The sequence below is a fragment of the Amycolatopsis suaedae genome (genome assembly GCF_004214935.1).
Taxonomy (GTDB): domain Bacteria; phylum Actinomycetota; class Actinomycetes; order Mycobacteriales; family Pseudonocardiaceae; genus Amycolatopsis; species Amycolatopsis suaedae.
The window spans coordinates 34,145-55,733 of record NZ_SFCC01000014.1; the positions used below are offsets into that span (position 1 = coordinate 34,145).

At 72.9% G+C, this 21,589-nt stretch carries 11 protein-coding genes; 1 reads left to right on the forward strand and 10 read right to left on the reverse strand.

Going from position 1 to position 21,589, the window contains the following annotated elements:
- The first annotated feature begins 390 nt into the window (after nt 1-390).
- Entirely contained in the window at nt 391-990 is a 600-nt protein-coding gene (locus EWH70_RS25925) for a class I SAM-dependent methyltransferase (protein ID WP_130478144.1), read from the forward strand.
- On the opposite strand, the gene EWH70_RS25930 is transcribed toward EWH70_RS25925, so the two are convergent.
- The 10 genes from EWH70_RS25930 to EWH70_RS25975 all read right to left on the reverse strand — a co-directional run bounded on the left by EWH70_RS25930 (nt 980) and on the right by EWH70_RS25975 (nt 21,583).
- Nucleotides 980-1,828, reverse strand: coding sequence for a hypothetical protein (locus tag EWH70_RS25930; RefSeq protein ID WP_130478145.1), 849 nt, complete (start codon nt 1,826-1,828; stop codon nt 980-982). The two genes, EWH70_RS25925 and EWH70_RS25930, sit on opposite strands and share 11 nt — an antisense overlap.
- Nucleotides 1,825-3,630, reverse strand: coding sequence for a class I SAM-dependent methyltransferase (locus tag EWH70_RS36305; protein ID WP_240687235.1), 1,806 nt, complete (start codon nt 3,628-3,630; stop codon nt 1,825-1,827). Before EWH70_RS36305 ends, EWH70_RS25930 begins: the two co-directional genes overlap by 4 nt.
- On the reverse strand, nt 3,627-4,769 hold the full coding sequence (locus EWH70_RS25940) for a glycosyltransferase (protein WP_130478146.1): 1,143 nt from the start codon (nt 4,767-4,769) through the stop codon (nt 3,627-3,629). The genes EWH70_RS36305 and EWH70_RS25940 overlap by 4 nt, the downstream gene beginning before the upstream one ends.
- Nucleotides 4,766-5,548 (reverse strand): alpha/beta fold hydrolase, encoded by a 783-nt coding sequence (locus EWH70_RS25945; protein ID WP_130478147.1) that lies wholly within the window; start codon nt 5,546-5,548, stop codon nt 4,766-4,768. Before EWH70_RS25945 ends, EWH70_RS25940 begins: the two co-directional genes overlap by 4 nt.
- Nucleotides 5,549-5,836: an acyl carrier protein gene (locus tag EWH70_RS25950; protein ID WP_130478148.1), complete on the reverse strand. Its 288-nt coding sequence runs from the start codon at nt 5,834-5,836 to the stop codon at nt 5,549-5,551.
- Complete coding sequence (locus EWH70_RS25955; RefSeq protein ID WP_165436419.1) at nt 5,833-9,702, reverse strand: type I polyketide synthase; 3,870 nt, start codon at nt 9,700-9,702, stop codon at nt 5,833-5,835. Before EWH70_RS25955 ends, EWH70_RS25950 begins: the two co-directional genes overlap by 4 nt.
- Nucleotides 9,690-16,403: a type I polyketide synthase gene (locus tag EWH70_RS25960; protein WP_240687236.1), complete on the reverse strand. Its 6,714-nt coding sequence runs from the start codon at nt 16,401-16,403 to the stop codon at nt 9,690-9,692. Before EWH70_RS25960 ends, EWH70_RS25955 begins: the two co-directional genes overlap by 13 nt.
- A 622-nt stretch (nt 16,404-17,025) precedes the next feature.
- Nucleotides 17,026-18,468, reverse strand: a complete 1,443-nt coding sequence (locus EWH70_RS25965) for an alpha/beta hydrolase (protein WP_130478151.1) — start codon at nt 18,466-18,468, stop codon at nt 17,026-17,028.
- Nucleotides 18,469-18,624: 156 nt separating this feature from the next.
- Nucleotides 18,625-20,307: an HAL/PAL/TAL family ammonia-lyase gene (locus tag EWH70_RS25970; protein WP_130478152.1), complete on the reverse strand. Its 1,683-nt coding sequence runs from the start codon at nt 20,305-20,307 to the stop codon at nt 18,625-18,627.
- On the reverse strand, nt 20,216-21,583 hold the full coding sequence (locus tag EWH70_RS25975; RefSeq protein WP_130478153.1) for an MFS transporter: 1,368 nt from the start codon (nt 21,581-21,583) through the stop codon (nt 20,216-20,218). The genes EWH70_RS25970 and EWH70_RS25975 overlap by 92 nt, the downstream gene beginning before the upstream one ends.
- Nucleotides 21,584-21,589 lie beyond the last annotated feature (6 nt).

A 21,589-nucleotide genomic window follows, 5' to 3' on the forward strand; every position in this document is an offset into this window, starting at 1 on the left:
TGTGGTGAAGGTGGCTTTCACGTGCTTTACCCAGGCCTGTTGTCTCGTGATCTGGAACCCGACGTGCCGGACAGTGGGACCAGGCGGGCGGGAACGTGCAACTCGCGGGTCCGGAACGGACAACTCGCGCGTGAGAACGTACGACTCGCGCCCCGGAACGTACGACTCGCGCGTGAGAACGTACGACTCGCGCGTGCGGGCCGGTCACGCGGGCTACCGGCGCCGCGTGAGAACCGGCGTCCACATCGTGAGTTCTGCGTTCCGGACCGCGAGTTCTGCGCTCGGGACCACCGATCTCGCCCTGCCCGAGGCCCGACTTTGCCGGGGCCCTGGCACGAAATGCCGTGAGGGCCCCCTTCACGGCATCCGGAACGCTTCTATCCTCGGGCGGTGACCAGCGATCTTGCCGCGGCCTTCGACGCCGCCGCCGAGCACTACGACGACGACTCCCACGGCCGGATCGCCGAGCGGCTGCTGGACGGGCTGCCGCCAGCCGGTGACGTTCTCGACGTCGCCACCGGCACCGGTGCCGCCGCGTTCGCGGCGCTACGCCTGCTCGGCGCGCGGCGGGTGGTGGCGGTGGACATCGCGCCCGCGATGATCGCCAGGGCCCGCGAGCGGGCCGCCGCCGGTGATCCCGGCGGGCGGATCGAGTGGTGGGTGGCACCGGCGGTCCCGGCCCCGGTGCCGGACGCGTCGGCCGACGCCGTGCTGTGTGCCTCGTCGCTGCACTTCCTCGGCGCGGGCGCACTGGCCGACTGGCTGCGGGTGCTGCGGCCCGGCGGGTCGGTGGCCTACACCCTGCCGGGTGCGGACACCTTCAACCCCAGCCCCGCGTTCGCCCGGCTGGTCGCCGCAGACCTGGTCATCCCGGCGACCGGGGAGCAGGCCGCCGAACCCGCTGTCGCCGCCGGGTTCACCGGCGTGCGGGCCACCCGGGCCGGCATCGGCGGCCGGACCGTGTACGTCGTCCACGGGGTCAGGCCGTGACGCGGGTGGCGGCGCGGGCCGGGCGGACGGTCAGGTAACGGGGCGGGCGCGCACCGGCGGCGTGGAACGCGGCCGAGACCGCCGCCCGCACGGCGGGGACGCGGTCCGGGGGCACCAGCGCGACGACCGGCCGCCCCGGATCGTCGACCAGCATCGACGCGCCGTAGGCACCGGCGTCCAGCGCGGTGCGTACGGCGAGGTCCTGCTCCGGCTCACTGGGCCGCGCCCGGTGGTACGCGGTCAGGCACCGCCCGACCTCCGCCGCCGACGTCCCGTCCGGGGCGGGAAAGTCCACAGGCGACACCGGGGTGTCCCGGCGGATCCGGGTGTCGGCCACCAGCACCACGGCTTCGGCCAGGTCGACGCCCTGCGCCTGCCCCGCGAACGGCGCGGGATCCGGCACCAGCGCGGCGACGTCGGCCAGCGACGGCCGGGTCAGATCACGCAGGGCGAGCGCGGCGGCGCAGGCCAGCGCGTTGCCGGCGGACAGCCCGGAGCCTGCGGGCAGGTCGACGCTGCACATCAGCGTGGCGCCCCCGGGCTCCAGCCGCCGCGCCACCTCCAGCACCGGCCGCGCCCACGCCGGGGCGTCGCCGGACAGCCCGCTCACCGGCTCGGCCGGCCGGTTGATGGACACCAGCTCGAACCGGCCGTCGGTGCGCCGCTCCCCGGCGACGATCGCGCCCCACCGGGCGCACACCGCCACCCCGGGCAGCAGGCGGACCAGGCCCGGCGCGTACCAGACGCCCTCGGCCGAGCGGCCGAACGCCTCCCGGAAGGCATGCGGCACCAGGCGGAGTTCGGGGGCGACGTCCGGGCGGTCGGCGAGGTCGATCACGCGGCCTCCTTGCGGGCCAGCACCCGGTAGGCGTTGCCCCGGTCGTGCTTGCGGACCATCCGCCGGTTGACCGTCCGGTCCAGCAGCGAGGCCAGGACCAGCCACGGGATGCCGACCGTCCACACCGCGGCCCCGCGCAGGCCGGCCAGCCGCGCCTTGCGTGGCCGCCACGGGGTGGGGGAGCGGGGTGCGAGCGTGGCCAGGAACAGGTAGCTGGACAGCGTGAGGTCGTTGCCCTGGTCGGCTTCCGCGCGCTGCTCGGCCACCGGTGTCAGGCCGCGGTCGGCGAGTGCCTTCTTCAGGTTGCCGATGGGCATCATGTGCTGGTGCTGCGGCTGGAACCACGGCATCCAGTACCGGCCCAGCCGCCTGCCCAGGCGGCATTCCGGGTCGGGCAGCTCGATCAGCAGGAAACCGCCGTCGGGCAGGACGTCGGCGGCCAGGTCCAGCTCGGCCCACGGGTCCCGGGTGTGCTCCAGGTAGTGGTGCATGCTGAGCACGTCGTACTGACCACGCAGCTCGGCGGCGAACTCGGGGAACTCGCCGCGGTAGGCGCGGTCGATCCAGCCGAGCGTGGCCGCGTCCTCGATGGCCGCGCCCTGGTCCAGTCCGTCGAACGTGGTGTCCGGCAGGATTTCCCTGGCGCCCCGGCAGAAGTGCGCGTGCCCGGAGCCGACGTCGAGCCACCGCTTCGGCGTGGTGAACGGCCGCACCATCCTGGCCCGGTCGTGGTAGGGCTCGGCCTTCCCTGCGAACACGGCCTCGGCGGCGCCCGCGCCGTGGCCGTCGTAGAAGTCGCGGTAGTAGAAACCGAGCCCTTCCGGGGTGAGCCTCGGGTTCTGGAACACGTGGCCGCACCCGGCGCAGCGCTCCAGGGTGAACTCGCCCGGCTTGAGCTGCACCAGATCCGCGCCGGTGACCCAGACCTCCAGCCGGTCGCCCTCGCAGGCCGGGCAGGTGTCCCGGCGCGGCTCGAAGAACCGGTCGGTGCCCCGCGCGATCTCGGCCTGGTAGTCCGGGGTGAGCGCGGCGACCTCGGCGTCACGTTCCCGCTCGGCGGCCGAGCGCCACCGGCCGGTCAGCGTGCGCACCCACACGTACGGCGTGTGCACGGCCCGCAGCAGCGACGCGACCGCGAGATCCCTGGGCCGCAACGGGGTTCCGGCGAACGCGAGCACCGGCTGCAGGCAGTACAGCCCGGCGGCGACCAGGCCCCACGGCCAGTTCCACACGGTGACGCCCGCGACGGCGAGGTAGCCGATCGCCGAGGCGACAGTGGCCAGGCCGGGCCGCCTGCCCAGCTGCCGCAGCCGGGCGGCCCGGGTGGACAGGTCGTAGGGCCGCGCGGGCAGCTCACGGGAGACCGCCAGGTCGACGCTGACCCCCTCGCGGTCCTTGACCCGGCGGGCGACCGCGACGAACCCGGTCGGGTCGGCCGGTTCGGTGACGCCGAGCCGGTCGATGGCCTTGCGCCCGCACACCAGTGCCTCACCGGCGCTGATGCCGCGCACCCAGCGTTCGCCGCGGTATCTGGCGGGCTCGACGCCGCGGAGCAGGTCGGTCGCGGCGGTCACCGTCAGGTTCGCCGGGACGATGTCGACCAGGCCGAGGTCCTCGGTCCTGGCGTACTCGACGGCCGAGGCCCGCACCGGGGCGGGCAGATCGGCCGGATAGGACAGGTAGTCGTCGGAGTCGCCAGCGGCCGGTTCGAGGGTACGCAGCTGACCGGCCCGCGCCCGCAACTTCAGCGCGTCCAGCAGGACGAACGCCACCACCAGGCCGAACAGGATCCACGAGATCACGCTGACACCGCCTCCAGATGATCGGCCGCGGCGGCCGCGCCGCCGCCGAGCCGGAACGACTGCTGGACGCGGCGCGCGGCCGCCGCGTAACCGGGATCGTCGAGCACGGTGTCCAGTGCCGCGCGGATCTCGTCCGCCTTGACCCGTGCGTACTTCAGCCGGACACCGGCACCGGCGTCGACCACCTGCTGGGCGACGATCGGCTGGTCGTCCCGGATCGGGGCGACCACCAGCGGCAGCCCGTGGGCCAGCGCCTCGCAGACGGTGTTGTGGCCGCCGTGGGAAATCACCGCGTCGACGTGGTTCATCAGGGCCAGCTGCGGAACCCGCTCGCGCACCAGCACATGGTCCGGCGCGGTCACCGCGTCCGGCGGCGCCACCATCACCACCTGGATCCCGGGCAGGTCCGCGACGGCGGCGGCCACCTCGCCGAAGAACCGGTGCCCGGCCGCGCCGTTGAGCGTGCCCAGCGACACCAGCACCCGCCGCCGCCCCTCGGCCAGCCAGTCCCACGGGAACTCGCCGTTGTCCGGGCGGCTCAGTGCCGGGCCGGTGAACACGTAGTGTGCCGGGAAGTCCTGCTTGCCCACCAGTTCGGCGGTGGTGAACGCGAGCACCAGCGTGCCGGAGAACCGGATGTCCACATCGGACCCGGACAGCTCGGCGAGCTGCTCGCGGACCCAGGCGTCCACCTTCGGCATCGTCCGCAGTGGATCGATCAGCTCGGCCGACGTGCTGGCCGAGGTCACCCACGGCAGCCCGGTCTCCCGGGCCACCACCGGACCGGCCAGTGCCTGCTGGTCGGCGATCAGCACGTCGGGTGCGAACTGGCCGACGGCCTCCCGCACGCCGGGCAGCATGGCGTACGCCAGCGGGATGAGGAACTCCTCCCAGAGGAACTTCAGCACCGCGATGCCCTTGAGTTCCAGCCAGCGCCGCCGCGCGGCCTGGATGTCGCGTTCCAGGGCGTCGTCCAGCGCGGGGAAGATCACCGCGCCCTCCGGCAGCAGGGGGCCGAGGGTGGGCGGGTGGCCGACCCAGGCGACCTCGTGCCCCCGGCGCAGCAGTTCGCCGCCGACGGCGGCGGTCGGGTTGATGTGCCCGGTCAGCGGCGGGACGACGAACAGGAACCGGCTCACTCGTGGGTTCCCATCCACTTGAGGACGAGGTCGAGCAGCTCGCCGGTCGCCTCCCGCAGCACCGTGTGCCCGAGTCCGGGCAGCACGTGCAGCTCGCAGTCCGGCACGTGCGCGCCGAGTTCCTCGGCCGCACCGGCCAGCTCCGACTCGGCGCCGAACACCCCCAGCACCGGGCACGCCACCCGCCGCAGGTCCACTTCGGACAGCAGCGCGCCGGTGGCCAGATCGTCGATCAGCGTGGTGCCGTTGAGCAGGGCGTCGGCGTTGCCGGCCAGCCGGGCGACCTTGCGCTGTCTCATCGCCCGCAGCTGCTCGTGGGTCCGGTCGAACTCCAGGCCGAGCGCGGTCACGCTGAGCGTGTTGACGATGTCCTCGATCCACAGCGTGCCGGTGGCCCCCGCGACGGCGGCCTCCACCAGCACCACCCCGGCCACCCGGTGCGGTGCCCGCAGCGCGGTGTGCATGGCGACCATGCCGCCGTAGCTGTTGCCGAGCACGTGCACCGGCTCGGTGACGCCCAGCTCGTCCAGGATGGCGAGCAGGTCCGCGGCGCTCTCGCCCGGCGAGTAGCCGGTCTCCGGCCGGGTGGACAGCCCGTGCCCGCGCAGGTCGAACAGGATCGTGCGGATCCCGGCGCGGGCCAGCGGTGCGGCCAGCGTGTAGTAGAAGCTGGACAGGTTGTCCATCACCAGGCCGTGCGCGAACACCAGCGCCGGCCCGTCACCGGGGCCGAGCTGCTGGACGTGGAACCGCAGACCGCGGGCGTCGACCTCGGCCATCTACCGGGTGCTCACCGCGGGCTGGGCCTCGATGTGCTCGACCAGCCTGCCGATGGTCATCGCCATGATCTCGTCGATGTCCATGTCGCCGAGGAACGCCACCAGGTCGACCCGGTCGCCGTAGCGGGCGCGCAGCTTGTCGGCCAGTGCGACGAACTCGATGCTCTCCAGGCCGAGGTCGTCGCTGAACGTGGTGTCCCGGGTGATCTCCAGGTCGAGCAGCACGTCCTGCCCGACCACTTCCACGATCATCCGGACGACGTCATCGAAAACGCTCGTCTCGCTCATTGCCGTATTCCTCTCGTGCCGATGTCGATCACGTAGCCGGTGTCGCCGGGCCGCACGCTGATCGCCGCGTCCTCGCCGACGACCGCCACCGCGCAGCCGCCGCCGGAGGGCTTGTCCGGGTCGGCGCAGTGCGCCACCGTGACCGGCGGCGTCCGCAGGGCGCCACCCACCCGCAGCGTCCCGTCCGTCTCGGACACGGTGATCTCCGCGGGGAACACCGCGCCCGCGCCGTGCTCCCACAGCCACTGCCGGACGGCGTCCTTCGCGGCCACGGCACGCACCAGCCACTGGCGTTGCGCACGCAGGTCCAGCCGGGCGTAGGCGGCCCGCTCGGCGGCGGTGAAGTACCGCCGCATCATCAGGTCCCTGGTGGCGCTGTCGGCCCACCGCTCGGTCACCTTCATCACCCCGCCGGGCTGGGGTTCGCCGAGCGTGCTGTGGCCCGCGTCGAGCTTGACCCGCCAGATGCGTTCGTCGGTGGTGAACCGGCGGGTGGTCCAGCCGTCCAGGCGGCACCACAGCCGCCCGTCGACGCGTAGTTCGGCGTCGGCCCGCAGCTGCCCGGCGGTGACCTCGGTGATCCACGCCGTGCACCGCACGCTCACCCCCGGTTCCGGTGCGGGGCCGTAGAACCGCACGGCGTCGATGCCGGTGGGCAGGACGTTCTGGTCGACCTCGCGGCTGACCTGGATCCAGTGGCCGATGAGCTGCCCGGCGTTGTCGAGCAGGGCACCCAGTGCGGGCAGGGTGGTGATCGTGCCGGAGATCCCGTTGTCCGCCAGCGTGTCGATCTCGGTGACGCCGGCGTAGGCCGGGCCGTGGAACATCCAGCCGTCTGTGTAGAGCCGGTCCGCGGCCACCGGTGCGGGGCGTGGCCCGGTGAACTCCGGCTGGGTGCGCTCGCCGGCTTCCGGATAGGCCGGCGCGATCCGGACCAGGCCCTCGGCGTAGTCGCCGACCCGGACCCGGACGCCGCCTGCTTCCCGGCGCACGGTGATCCTGGCCCGGGTGGCCGGTTCGACGATCAGCCACTGCATGGCCCGCACCTGCTCGACGCCGGTGACCACGCCCTCGGGCGCGACCCGGCGGGCGGCGTCGGTGATCACGTCGAGCAGGCCGGTGATCGGCACGGTGGGGAACCCGTCGGACAGGTCGGTCCAGCCGTCGGCCTGCGGGAAGATCGAGTGGTCGACCAGCTCGGGCAGGGTGGCGAAGGAGAACTCCCTGGTGAACTCGGCGGACTCGGGCACGGCCGGTTTCGTCAGCGCCTCGACCACCTGCCGCGATGCCGCGGTGGTTTCGGCCAGCAACGCGTTCAACGCCGATCCCAGCGGCGAACCGTCGTCGACCACCGGCGCCGCCGTGGTGACCGGCTCCAGCCGCATCCGGGGCAGGCCCAGCGAGAGCCGCCTGCCGCCGGTGCCGCGGTCCAGGCCGAACGCCCACAGCGCCGCCGCGGTGCGCTCTGCCGACTCGCCCGCGACGGTCAGGTGCTCACGCTCGCCAAGGGTGTCGTCGACGAACCCGGTCAGGCTCCCGGTGCCGACCTGGACGAACGCGCGGATCCCGGCCTCGTGCAGGCGCTCGATCATCGGCCGGAACCGCACCGGCTCGACCAGGTGCCGCAGCACCAGGTCGCGGATCTCGGCGGGGTCGGACGGCATCGGGGCCAGCGACGTCGCCGACCAGACCGGTACCGACGGCGGGTGCACGGCGAGGCCGTCGACCGTGGAGCGGGCGTTGTCCAGGAACGGTGCCAGCGCGGGCGTGTGGAAGCCGGTGCGAAACGGCATGACCTGGGCGAGGACGTCCTGCGCGCGCAGGGTCTCCAGCACCGTCTCCAGCTGGTCGGCGGGGCCGCAGATGACCGACTGGTGCGGGCAGTTGTCGTGGCTGAGCACCACGTCGCCGGTCAGCGCCGCCCGGGCCTTGTCGGCCGGGCAGCCGAGTGCGGCGTAGACGACGTCGGCGACGGCGACCATGCCGGGGCGCAGGGATTCGACGAACTCGTCGATGGTCGGGTAGATCCCGGCCACCACCATCGCCGTCCACTCGCCCATGGAGTGCCCGGCCAGCGCGGCGGGTACGACGCCGGCTGCCCGCAGCCGCCGGGCCTGTTCCCGGCCCGCCCGCAGCAGCGTGACGGCGTGGTCGACGACGGACTCCTCACCGGCCAGCTCGCCGGTGCCGCGGTGTTCGAAGCCGGGGAACAGCAACGCGACCTGGCCCTGGCCGGTCAGCAGCGGTTCGGGGGAGAACCAGATGTCGTGCCGCCCGGTCCACTTCCGGCCGCGGCCGACGATCTTGCGGGCCAGCGCCAGTTTGCGGGCGTCCGGAGCCCAGACGGTCAGCCGGCACGGCCGGTCCCCGGCCGGGGTTCGGCGGGCTGCCCTTGCCAGCAGGTCGGCGTCGTCGGCGATGAGGTCGCGTTCCAGCTCCTGCGCGCTGTCCGCGGACAGCGTCAGCACCGGGACCGGCGGCGGCGGGGCGACGGCGGCGGTGCCGCCTGCCGGTTCGAGTACGACGTGGGCGTTGATGCCACCGAACCCGAACGCGTTGACCACCGCGCGGCGCGGCGTATCCCAGTCGCGGGCCGAGCGCACCGGGTCGAACCGGGTGCCGCGCAGGGCCGCGTGCGGCTCGGTGATGTGCAGGGTCGGCGGCAGCGTCGCGTGGTGCACGGCGAGCGCGGCCTTGATCAGCCCGGCCATGCCCGCGGCCGGCATGGCGTGACCGATCATCGACTTGACCGTGCCGATGCCGACCAAATCACCGCCGGTCCCGAACGCCTCGGCCATGGTGCGCAGCTCGGCCGCGTCACCGGCCGGGGTGGCGGTGCCGTGGGCCTCGATCAGCCCCAGCTCCGCCCCGGGTTCCAGGCCCGCCTCCGCCCAGGCCCGCCGGACCGCCAGCAGCTGGCCGTCCGGGTTGGGCGTCATCATGCTCGTCGACCGGCCGTCGCTGGCCGTGCCGACACCGCGGATCACCGCGTAGATCCGGTCACCGCAGGCGATCGCGTCGGCCGCGCGCTTGAGCACCACCATGCCGACGCCCTCGGACAGCAGCGTGCCGTCGGCGGCCGCGTCGAACGGGCGGATCCGCTCACTCCGGCTCAACGCCTTGAGCTGGGTGAACACGCTCCACAGCGTCGGGTGGTGGGACACGTGCACGGCACCGGCGACCATGGCGTCACAGCGTCCGGCCGCCAGCTCGCGCACCGCGTGCTCGACGGCGACCAGGCCGGACGCGCAGGCGGCGTCCACCGTGTAGGCGGGCCCGCGCAGGTCGAACCGGTTGGCGATGCGGGACGCGGCCAGGTTCGGCACCAGCCCGATCGAGGCCTCCGGCTGTTCGGGAGCCAGCCGGGCCCGCAGCGCCCCGCGTAGCTCGGCCTCGTCCAGGCCGGGCACCAGGTCCCGCACCACCGAGACCAGTTGGTTGACCTGCACCCGCTGGTCCAGGCGTGCGCAGCCGGGCGTGAGGTAGCCGCCGCGGCCGACCACGACGCCGACCCGCGACCGGTCCGGCAGCGTCTGCTCGCCACCGGCGTCGGCAACGGCGTCCGCGGCCACCCGCAGTGCCAGCAGCTGGTCCGGCTCCGCGTCGTCCACAGTGGACGGCATGATGCCGAACCGGCTCGCGTCGAAAGTGGCCAGCTCGTCCAGGAAACCGCCGCGGCGGCAGTAGAACCGGTCACTGGCACCGGCCGCGGCCGGGTCGTAGTACAGCTCCGGATCCCAGCGCTGCGCGGGAATGGTGCCGATCGCGTCGACGCCGCCGGTGATGTTGCGCCAGAACTGCGCCGCGTCGCCCGCCCCGGGGAACAGCGCCCCCAGGCCGACGATCGCGATGTCTACCCCTCGCACTGGTAGACCACCTGCACGTCGCGGCCCGTGGCGATCTCGGCCAGCAGGCAGTCCACGCCCTCGACCGGGTCGATGAGCCGGATGCCCCGGCGCGCGTACTCCGCGGCCAGGTCGGCGGCCATGCCGCTGCCCGCCCAGGGACCCCAGTCGACGCTGAGCACCCGCGCGCTGGTCCGGGTGGCCCACAGCCGGGCCAGCCGGTCCAGGGTGTCGTTGGCCGCCGAGTAGTCGGCCTGCCCCCGGTTGCCGAAGACGCCGCTGATGCTGCCGAACAGCACCAGGAAAGCCGGATCGTGCTCCAGCGCGGCTTCCAGCGCCAGCGCGCCGCCGACCTTCGTGTCGTAGACGCGGGCGAACGCCTCCTGCGTCTTGTCCGCCATCAGCTTGTCGTCGAGGATCCCGGCCCCGTGCACAACGCCGTCGAGCCTGCCGAACCGGGCGGTGATGTCGGCGATCACGGCGTGTACCGCGGCGGTGTCGGCGACGTCGCAGGCGTGATAACGCACCGACGACGCCGTCTCGCGCAGGGCGTCCATGGTCGCGCGGATCTCGCGTTCGGCCAGCAGCGCACGGCTGCGGCGGGCGACCTCGTCGAGGTCGCGCACACCGGACTCGGCCAGTGCCCGCCGGATCGACGGTTCGTCGGGGGCGGCCGCCGTCCGCGGGTCCTCCGGGCCGCGCGGCAGCGGGGTGCGGCCGATCAGCTCGATGCGGCAGCCGGTGCGCCGCGCCAGCTCCCTGGCCACCAGCGCGGTGATGCCCCGGGCGCCGCCGGTGAGCAGCACGACGCCGTCGGCGTCCAGTGCCAGCTCGCCCGTGCCGTCCAGTTCGGCCGGCCGCAGTTCGATGGCGTGCCGCACGCCCTGCGTGTGGCCCACCACCGCCGGACCGTCCACTGTGGTCAGCTCGGTGACCAGCGCCCCGGCGATCTGCCGGTGGCTGTCCTTCGGGTCGACGTCCACGGCCCGCACGTGGACGTCCGGGTACTCGCGGGCTGCGGTCCGGATCAGGCCGTGCATGCCCAGATCGGGGGAGGCGGTGGTCCGGCTGAACCCGAACGTCCCGCCGCCCGCCGTGGCCACGACCAGGCCGCGCACACCTTCGGCCAGGCAGGCCCGGATCTCGGCGTACACCCCGGGCAGCAGCGTCTGGTTCTCCTCGGCCCGCAGGCCGCCGAGGTGGATGACATGGTCGGCGCCGGTGACCGGCCCGGTCAGCTCGCGGGTGTTGCGGGGCGTGCCGCCGAACCGCTCGACCAGGTCGGCGACCTCCAGCCCGATGTCGTCGCCGTTGTCGACGATGAGCACGCTGCGCCCGGCCAGTGCGTCCGCGGGGGTGGGCGGGCACGGGGTGAGGGTGACCAGTTCCGGCACCTGCCGGGACGGCCGCGCCCCGCCTGCCTCCGGTGCGGGCTCGCCGGCCGGCACCGTGACGGGCTCGGTGGGCTCGGCGGGACCGGTGCCGAACCAGTCGACTATCCCGGCGATGGTCTTGATCTTGGCGAGGGTTTCGATGGTGGTGGTGTCGCCGGTGATGCCGAGGGTGGTGGCGAGTTCGCCGATGATCTCGGTGCGTTTGATGGAGTCGATGGACAGGTCGGCTTCCAGGTCCAGCCCCGGGTCGAGCATCTCGGCCGGGTAGCCGGTGCGGGCGCTGATCGTGTCCAGCACCAGTGTCCCGACGTCGACACCCGGCTTCGCCGGCGCGGGCGCGGCGGTGGACCGCTGCCCGAACCAGTCGACGATGCCCGCGATGGTTTTGATCTTGGCGAGGGTTTCGATGGTGGTGGTGTCGCCGGTGATGCCGAGGGTGGTGGCGAGTTCGCCGATGATCTCGGTGCGTTTGATGGAGTCGATGGACAGGTCGGCTTCCAGGTCCAGCCCCGGGTCGAGCATGTCCGCCGGGTAGCCGGTGCGGGCGCTGATCGTGTCCAGGATCAGGCTGCCGACGTCGGCCACCGGTGCCGGCCCGGCCTCCACCACCACGGGAGCCGGCTGCTCGACGACGACCGGCGCCGGAGGCGGCGCCGCCGGGGCGGAGCCGAGGTAGCCGAGCAGGACGTCCCGCTGCGCCGCGACGGCCTCCCGCATACCGTCCAGGTACTCCTTGACGACCTGGTCACGCGACAGCGCGGCCGCGCCGCCCGCCAGCGGGCGGGGTGCTTCGGTCGCCGGGCGCAGGCCACCGGGCAACGCGTTTCCGGCGGAGTCACGCACGAGTCCTCCATCGACGTACCACTGGGGTTTGGCCGGAATCTCCTCCGGCTGGACGGGATCGGCCCGGCCGGTGAACAACGCGCCGGTGTCCAGCGGCACGCCCGCGGCAGCCAGCGCCCCCAGGGCGTCCAGCAGCGCCGGGATCCCCGGCTCGCCGGGCGCGTCCAGGCGGACCGCGGTGTGCGGCCGGTCGCCGAGGGTCTTGCGGACGAACGAGGTGAGCACCCCGCCCGGCCCGGCCTCGACGAACACCCGCGCACCGGCGGCGTACATCGACTCGATCTGCTCGACGAACCGCACTCCGCTGCCGAGCTGCCCGGCCAGCGGCTCGCGGATCTCCGCGCCGTACGGGGCGGCGTCGCGGTTGGACCACACCGGGAACGCCGGCTCACCGAGGTCCTCGGAGTCGAGCACACCGGCGAACGCCGTGGCCGCCGCGGCCACCACCGGGCTGTGGAACGCCGCGGCCACCGGCAGTGCGCGGACGGACAGGCCCGCGGCCTTCAGCGCCTCCGTCGCCTCGGCCACCGCCGCCGTGGGACCGGAGATCACCACCTGCCGCGGGGAGTTGTGGTTGGCCACCACCACACCGCTGGGCAGCAGCGGCAGCACAGAGTCCACGGCCGCCGACACCGCGGCCATGGCACCGGGATCCTCGCCGGCCGCGGCCACGATGGCGTCGGCGCGGGCCGCGCTCAGCGCGATCAGTCGCTCGGGGGAGAAGACCCCGGCACTGGCCAGGGCGACCAGCTCGCCGTAGCTGTGCCCGCCTGCCAGCGACGGCCGCACGCCCAGCGAGGCGAGCAGCTCGGTCGCCGCGAGACCGGCGATGCCCAGTGTGGGCTGGGCGACGGTGGTGTCGGTGATCGCGGCCCGCTGCCGCGCGGCCTCCGCCTCGTCCAGCGGCGCGGGCGGGAACATGACGTCCTCGTAGCGGCCGCCGGCCAGCCGCAGGCAGGACTGCAGCCGGGGGAACGCGGTGAACAGGTCCAGCAGCATGCCCGGCCGCTGGCTGCCCTGACCCGGGTAGAGGAACGCGACCGCCGGCTCGCCGGTGGTCTCCCGTAGTCTCACGCCGTCCGATGCCCGCCAGGCGCCGACCGCGTCCAGCACGGCGGGCAGCTCGTCCAGGCTCGCCACCACGGCGGTGGCCTGGATCGGCTGACCGCCCGCGGCGGCCGTCGCGGCCAGGGCACGCAGCGGCAGGGGACGTCCGGCGTCGTCGTTGGCCCGCACCAGCCGGGCCAGCCGCTGCGCCGACTTCCGCGCCGCGTCGGCGGTCTCGCCGCGGAAGACGAACAGCTCCGCGGGCCACTCACGCAGGCCGTGCCGGGGTTCCTCGGCGCCGTCGTAGCCGCTGATCACCGCGTGGAAGTTGGTGCCGCCGAACCCGAACGCGCTGATCCCGGCCACCCGCCTGCCCGCGGGCGCGGACCAGGTGCGGCTGCCGAAGGCGAACGGGCTGGTCTGCCGGTCCCAGAACGCGTTCGGCTCGCTGACGTGCAGGGTTCCCGGCCGGATCCCGGTGTGCACGGCGGTGGCCGCCTTGATCATCCCGGCCAGGCCCGCGGTGCACTTCGTGTGCCCGATCTGGGACTTCACCGACCCGATCGTGCAGCTGCCCGCCGGCAGCCCGGCGAACATCTCGGTCAGCGCGGCCAGCTCGGTCCGGTCGCCGACGACCGTGCCGGTGCCGTGTGCCTCGACCAGCCCGACCGCGCCGACCGGCACGCCCGCCTCGCCGTAGGCCCGGTGCAGTGCCCGCCGCTGGCCGTCGGCCCGCGGGGCGGTCAGGCCGAGCGAGCGGCCGTCGCTGGACGAGCCGATGCCCTTGATCACCGCGTAGACCCGGTCGCCGTCGCGTTCGGCGTCGGCCAGCCGCTTGAGCACCACGCAGGCCACGCCCTCGCCCAGCGCGATCCCGTCGGCCGACGAGTCGAACGTGGCACAGCGGCCGCTGGCCGACAGGGCGCCGACGGAGGCGAACATCAGGTAGTCGTGCGCGCTGTTGTGCAGGTCGACCGCGCCGCACAGCACCAGGTCGCTGGAGCCCGCGGTGAGTTCCTTGCACGCCACGTCCAGCGCGGCCAGGCTCGACGCGCACGCGGCGTCGACGGTGTAGTTCGCGCCGCCCAGGTCGAGCCGGTTGGCGATCCGGCCGGAGATCACGTTGCCCAGCACGCCGGGGAAGGAGTCCTCGGTCAGCCGGGGGAGGAACTCGTCCAGCTCCGGCGGTGTGCTGCCGTGCAGGGCGGGCAGTGCCGACCGCACGGTGTAGGCGTTGGCCAGGTCGGCACCCGCCTCCGCGCCGAAGATCACCGACGCGCGGTCGCGGTCGAACTCACGGTGGGCGTATCCGGCGTCGGACAGCGCCCGTGCCGCGGCCTCCAGCGCCAGCAGCTGGGCCGGCTCGATCGAGGTCAGCGACGCGGGCGGGATGCCGTAGGCCAGCGGGTCGAAGCCGACGGGGGACAGGAAGCCGCCCCAGCGGGACGGGGACTCCGGGTAGCGCTCCGGGTCCCAGCGGTCGGCCGGGACCTCGGTGACCGCGTCGACCCCGGCCACGATGTTGGCCCAGTAGGAGGCCACGTCGCCCGCGCCGGGCAGCATCGCCGCCATGCCGACGATGGCGATGTCCAGCGGTTCGGCGCTGGTGGGTTCCTCGTCCTCGGTCAGCTCGCCGTGGCGGGCGGTCAGCAGCCCGGTCCGGCAGACCTGCTCGTGCAGCGAGGCGATGTCGGTCAGCTCCCGGCGCAGGGTGGCGACCTGGCCGATCATGAACATCCCGTCGGCGCGCTGCTCGTCCTCACCCACCCGCTCCAGCACGTCCCCGGACCGGCGCAGCCCGCGGCTGGCGATCCGCAGCCTGCCGAGGTTGAGCCGTTCCAGCTCCGCCCAGGCGTCCTGGCGGGTCACCCCGTCTGCCGACAGCCGCTCCCGGGCAGCGGAGAAGGTGTCCACATAGGACGTGTCGGCGCAGCGGACGCTGTGCCCGGGCGAGGTTTCCAGCAGGACGGTCTGCTCGCACTCCACCGCGACCTGCTGGAAGACCGGCAGGATGGCGCCGTGCTCGACGGCCTCGGTGGTGAACAGGTACGCCGTGCCCATCAGCGCGCCGACGGCCGCCCCGCGGTCGGCCAGCCGCGCGCTGAGTGCGGAGACCATGGCGGCGGAGCGTTCGTCGTGGATGCCGCCGGCGAACAGCACGCTGACCTCGTCCAGCGACGGCTGCGCGAGCAGGACCTCGACCTGCTGCTCCCACAGGGTGAAGCTGGACCGCGGGCCGGTGTGCCCGCCGCATTCCCAGCCCTCGAAGACGAACTTGCGCGCGCCCTCGTCGAGGAACCGGCTCAGCAGGGCGGGGGAGGGCACGTGCAGGAACGCCGAGATCCCGGACTGCTCCAGGTCGCGGGCCTGCGCGGGGTTGCCGCCCGCGACGATCGCGTACCGCGGCCGCACCGCGTGCACGGCTTCCAGCTGGGCCTGCCGGATCTCCGGGTCGGCGAACCCGAGCACGCCCACCCCCCACGGCCGTTCGCCGAGCCGCTGGTCGGTGGCGTCGAGCAGCTTGCGGGTCTGCGCGCCGTCCATCAGCGCCAGCGCCAGGAACGGCAGCCCGCCGGCGTCGGCGACGGCCTCGGCGAACGCCGGCTGGTCGCTCACCCGGGTCATCGGCCCCTGCGCCAGCGGGTACCGCGGGCCGGGATTGCGCTCGCAGAATGTCCCGCCCGGGCGCAGCGGCGGATTCGCGGCGGCGGCCCGGAGATTGTTCCGCACCGCTTTACGGATTATTTGCAGCACGCCGCCCGCGGTGACGCCGTTATGCGCCAGTGATCGGGCGAGAGCGCCATCTTGGCCGACCGGCGGCGTGCTGTCCAGCCCGGGCCGGGACAGAATTCGGTGGCCTTCCTCGACAATCGTGTCGGCCCCGTCCATCGCGGCAATCGCGGTGGCGACACCGGCCGGCAAACAATCGCGGACCTCGCGCACGAGCGCCAGCTGGCTGTCCAGGACGACCCCGTGCGCGCCGCCGGCGACGGCCGCCGCGGCGGTGTGCGGGCCGATTCCGCCCGCCGCCCAGACCGGCACGTCGAACTCGGCGAGCAGCCGCTGCAGGAGCACGAACGTCGTCAGCTCGCCGACGCGGCCGCCGGCCTCGCAGCCGCGGGCGATCAGCCCGTCCGCGCCGGCCAGCACCGCGTCGCGCGCCTCACCCACCGAGGTGACCTCGACGAGCACCCGCCTACCGGGCGCCGGAACATGGTGGGGGACAACGATTGTGTCCACCAGGCCGGGCAGCTCCGCCGCGGTCAGCGGGCAGCCGGCGCCGATGCGCACGCCGAAGTGCCGCCCGAGCCTGCGCTCGACAACGGCGAGCTGGTCGCGTGCGGACACCGGGTCGGTGCCCAGGTCGAGCACCCCGAGCCCGCCCGCGCGCTCGACCGCGATCACCAGCGCCGCGTTGGGCAGGCCCAGCGGGCTCACACCGAGGAGGAGGTCACGACCCGAAAGAATACTCAATTGATTCTCCTACACATCGACAAGGAAGGAGATGTGAAAGGAATCGTTGGCGAACAACCGTAGGCGTTGCCCCCACAGGAAACGCTTACGTGCCGTTTACAACCGTTTCATCCTGACGCAACAGAAGCTTCGCAACACGAGTGCGGCGCACCGGAACGAATGGCCACCCCGGCCCGGCGCTTCGCTCGGCGCTCACCGTACACACACGAATACGACAGTGTCCACACCAGTGTGAAAATCCCTTACTCGATACGGGTGGTCCGCCGCAGGGCCGGTGGCCGACCGTGAGCGCCATTAGCCGAGATGGGTGGCCGATTCCGCGCGCGACCTCGGGCACCGGCGGGGTACTCATGAGTAATGAAAGTGCCAGTTGACGGCGGTGGCCCCAGGTCCACATGTTAGGAACCAACGAGTCAGCGGCGTACCCGGGTGGCGGCGAGCGGTCGCGGTACGACGCGGAGGCAGGCGGCCATGCCGGTGACGTCGACCAGCGTTTGGGTGACGATGATCACGGACGCCGCCAATGCACGTGAAGGCCACCTTCACCACGTCTCACGTAATGAAGGTGGCCTTCACGTGCTTGGGGTCAGCCGGTGAAGTCGGCCAGGCTGCGCGGCTTGGGCAGGACGGCCCCGGCCGAGACCGGGTTCTGCACCGGGCAGTGCGTGTTGGCCGGCGGGACGTCGCCCTTGAACAGGTAGTTGTGGATGTGCTCGCGCGAGCAGGAGTCCACGAAGTACATGCCGTGGCCACCACCGTCGTAGGTCACCAGCGGCATGCCGCTCTGCTCCGAGACGGCCTGCGCCCACGGGTAGACCGTGGCCGGGTCGTAGCGGGAGTTGGTGATCAGGATCGGCGGGACCTCGTCGCTCAGCGTCAGCTTGTGCGGCGGGTTGACCGGCTTGCCCTCCCAGCCCAGGCACACCACGGCCCAGGTGTCGTAGGAGCTGAACCGGACGTTCGGCGAGGCCTCGGCGAGTTTGTCGGTCAGCTCCCGCAGTTCGCCGAAGCTGCTGATCCGGTAGTCCCAGTCGTTGCACCAGATGGCCCGGGACGGGTCCGGACGCTGCGCCGCGGGGGCGGCGGCCAGGCTCGCCGGTGCGCCCTGCCCGAACGACTTGATGTAGTCGGCCAGCTCGGCCCACCGCTCGCTGAGCACCCGGGGTTCCAGGCTCAGCGCGAAGTCGACCGGGTTGAGCTTGCGGGCAGGGTCCTTCGGGTCGGCCAGCTCGCCCTTGGCGGCCTTGTCGTAGAGCTGCTTCATCAGCGCGGGGACGTCCCTGCCGTGCAGCGAGCAGGTGGCCTCTTTTTCACACCATTGGGTGAAAATGCCGAACAGTTCCTCGCGCAGGTGGGTCTCCGTGCGCATGAAGTCCCACGTGTTGTCGATGCTGTGGTCCATCGTGGAGTCCAGCACGAGACGGCCGACCCTGGTGGGGAAGTTCTCGGCGTACTGCTGGCCGCGCAGGGTTCCGTAGGAGACGCCGTAGTAGTTGAGCTTCTCCTCGCCGAGCGCGGCGCGGATGGCGTCCATGTCCTTGACGTCGCTGATGGTGTCGACGTGGTCGAACACCGGGCCGGTGCGCTTGCGGCAGTCCTCGATGTAGGCCTTGTTCTGCGCGACCTGCTTGGTGAACTGCTCCTCGGTCGAGGGCCACGCCCGGGTCTGGTTGGCGGTGTCGCACTGGACCGGGCTGCTCTCGCCGATGCCGCGCGAGTCGTAGCTGATGACGTCGTAGCGCTGGTAGACGGGGGTCTCGAAGATCGGATCGGACTTCAGATCCCTGGCTCCGGCGCCGCCGGGCCCGCCCGGTCCGTACATCAGGGTGCCGAGCTTGTCCCCGCCCTCGGCGCCCTTGCGCCGGGCCAGCGACAACTCGATCTTGTCACCGTCCGGCTTGTCCCAGTCGACCGGCACGGCGAGCCTGGCGCACTCCACCTCCGGCTTGTCCGCACACGGTTTCCAGTCGATCCCGGCACTCGCCTGCGCGGCCGGAACGGCCGTCAGCAACGGTCCGAGGACCGCCACCGCGGACGCTACCGACAGTAGTGAGCGTTTCACTATCGTCCCCTTGTCGTGGTCAAGATCCACCTGAACGGGGCGAGTCTTGCGTGGGTTTTCCACAAGGGGCTACCGCCGAAGGTATGAGCGAGGGTCGGCCATCTGGCCATTTCGACCGCCGGATCAGGCCGCAGCGCAGGAGTTCCGGCCCGCCGAGGCCACCGGGGCGGTGAACGCGCCGTCGCGGACCAGAGCGGTCGCCTTCTCGACGTCCGGGGTCAGGTGCCGGTCGTCCACCAGCGGCGTGACCCGCTGCCGGACGACGCCGTGCACCGCGGCGGTGCCCTCGCCCAGCCGCAGCGGGCCCATCGTGCCCCTGATCAGGTCGATTCCCTGCGCGCCCAGCATCACCTGCACGCCCAGCACGGTGTCCAGCCGGTCCAGGTTGGCCGCCAGCCCGCGCATCGACGCCATCGCCATCGTGTTGTGGTCCTCCTGCCCGCCCTTGACCGGACGCGACAGCGTTCCCGCCGGGGTCGCGGCGGCCTGCATCTCCGGGATCAGCGCGGCGGCCATGCTCTGCGCCTGCACCATGCCCGAGTTCAGCCCGACCGGGCCGCCGGCGAGGTTGGACGGCAGCCCGTAGCTCCACTTCGGATCGAGCAGCCGCCCGGACAGCCCCTCGGACAGCACACCGAGGTCGGCGATCTGCGCGTTCAGCGAGTCGATCTCGTGCCCGATCCGCGCGCCGTCCCAGTTGCCGCCCATCACGAACTCGTACCCGCCGCCGGGCCGTTCGAAGATCAGCGGGTTGGACGTCGACGCGTTCGCCTCCCGCACCACGGTCTCCCGCGCCGTGCCGAGCGTCTGCCGTAGCGCCCCGAGGATGTGCGGGGTGGCCCGCACCGAGGTCGCGTCCTGGATCCGTGGGTCGGCCTCGCCGGAACGGCGCCGCCCGTCGTCGGTCATCCACTGGGTCCCGCACACCATGGCCCGGATCTGCCGTGCCGCCTCGGTCTCCTCGGGGATCCGCCGCTCCTCGTGGGTGCGCGGGTCGAACGCGCCCTGCTCGGCCCTGGTCGCCTCCAGGAACAACGCGAACCCGGCGGTGAACGAGTCCAGCGCGCGGCCGGACCGGTCGATCGCGTCGGCGTAGCGGGCGGTGAGCACACTGCTGCCACTGATCAGCGGCAGCGCCTCGCCCGCCTCCAGGGTGAACGTCTCCGGCAGTTTCGCCGCCCGCAACGCCATCCGCGCCGCGACCTGCCTGCCGTCACGCAGCACCGGGTTGTCCTCGCCGATCAGGCTCAGCCCGGCCGCCGCCATCGGCTGCAGGTCACCCGTGCCCAGCGACCCGATCTCCGGCATCACCGGGGCGATCCCGGCGTTGACCATCGACAGCAGCCGGTCCACCAGCTCGGGCCGCACGCCCATCGCCCCGCGCGCCATCGTGTTGGCCCGCAGGACGAGCGCGAGCCGCGCGACGTTCGGCGGCAGCGCGGGACCGGTGCCCGCGGCGTGCGAGCGCAGCACCCGCTTCTGGAACTCCACCTGCTCGTCCGTCGTGAGTGGACGGTCCTTGTTCGGCCCGAGCGCCTGGTTCCAGCCGTAGACCCGCTCACCGGCCGCGACGGTCCGCAGCGCACCGGCACGGGTGGCCGCCATCTTCTGCCGCGCACCCGGCGCCAGGCGCACCGACACCGAATCGGCATGCAGGACCCGGGTCAGCGTCGGCCAGTCGAGGTGATCGCCGTCGAGCTGGACCGTGACGGTCTCACTCGAGGCCGGCGCGGGAGCTCCGCCTGCGACCTGTGTCGTCGCCGCGAGCAGCACGGCCGCCAGCGCGAGCCGGGTCGGTTTCAGCATGGGCAACCTCCTCGATCTGCCGGAACAGCGCCGGCGCGCAGGCGAGGCAGGCGACGACGCCGATCGCCACCCACAGGGCCGGGGCGTACACCGTGAGCTCCGCCGTGGCCCAGGTCATCAGTGCCGGGGTGAATCCGGCGAAGAAGATCGCCGCGATGTTGTAGCTCAGCGCGAGACCGGTCGTGCGCACCGCCGCGGGGAAGATCCGCGGCAGCAGCGACGGGGCCACGCCGACGAACGCCGCGACGTTCGCGCACAGCAGCGTGTGCACGACCACCAGCACCACCGTCGACGGCCAGTGGTGCAGGACCAGCAGGCTGAGCAGTGGCACGACCAGCATGGCCGCCGAGGACCGCAGCACCAGCGGCCGCGGGCCGATCCGGTCGGCCACCCGGCCGGCGACGAGGCAGCCGATCACCAGCACCACGTTGCCGACCAGCGACGCGAGAAACGCCTGCTGCGCGGTGAACCCGAGCCCGGAGCTACCGGCCCGGTAGTAGGTCGGCAGGTAGATCACGAACGCGTACACGCAGACGGTCCACAGCACGGAGAACAGGAACCCGGTGACCAGCTGCCTCGGGTACTCGGTCACGATCCGCAGCAGCGGGTTGCGGCCACCGGCCGCGGTGACCCGGTGCCGTTCGAACGTCTCCGTCTCCGGCAGCCGTCCCCGGATGTATACGCCGATCGGGATGATCAGCAGGCCGATGACGAACGGGATGCGCCAGGCCCATTCCTTGACCGTGGAGTCGGGAAGCGCCGTGGTGATGGCGACGCCGACGACGGCGGAGATGAGGTTCGAGATCCCCATCGATGCCTGCAGCCACGCGGCGTAGCGGGCCTTGCGGTCGTGCGGCGCGTGCTCGATCAGGAACGCCGCCGCGCCACCGATCTCGCCGCCCGCCGAGAATCCCTGCAGCAGCCTGCCGATCAGCAGCAGGATCGGTGCGCCGATCCCGATCACCGAGGCCGGCGGTGTCGCGGCCAGCACCAGCGTGCCCAGGCCCATGGTGGCGATCGACAGCATCAGTGCCGCCTTGCGGCCTTTGCGGTCGCCGTAGATCCCGACCACGACCGCCCCGAGCGGGCGGGCGACGAAACCGGCGCCGAACACGATGAACGTGTTGAACAACGCCATCGTCGGGTCCTGCGAGGTGAAGAAGCTGCCCGCGACGTAGCTGGCGAAGAAGGCGTAGACGGAGAAGTCGTACCACTCCATCGCGTTGCCGAGTGCCGCCGCGGCGACCGAGCGCCTGGCGACCGGATTGCTGGCCATGATCGG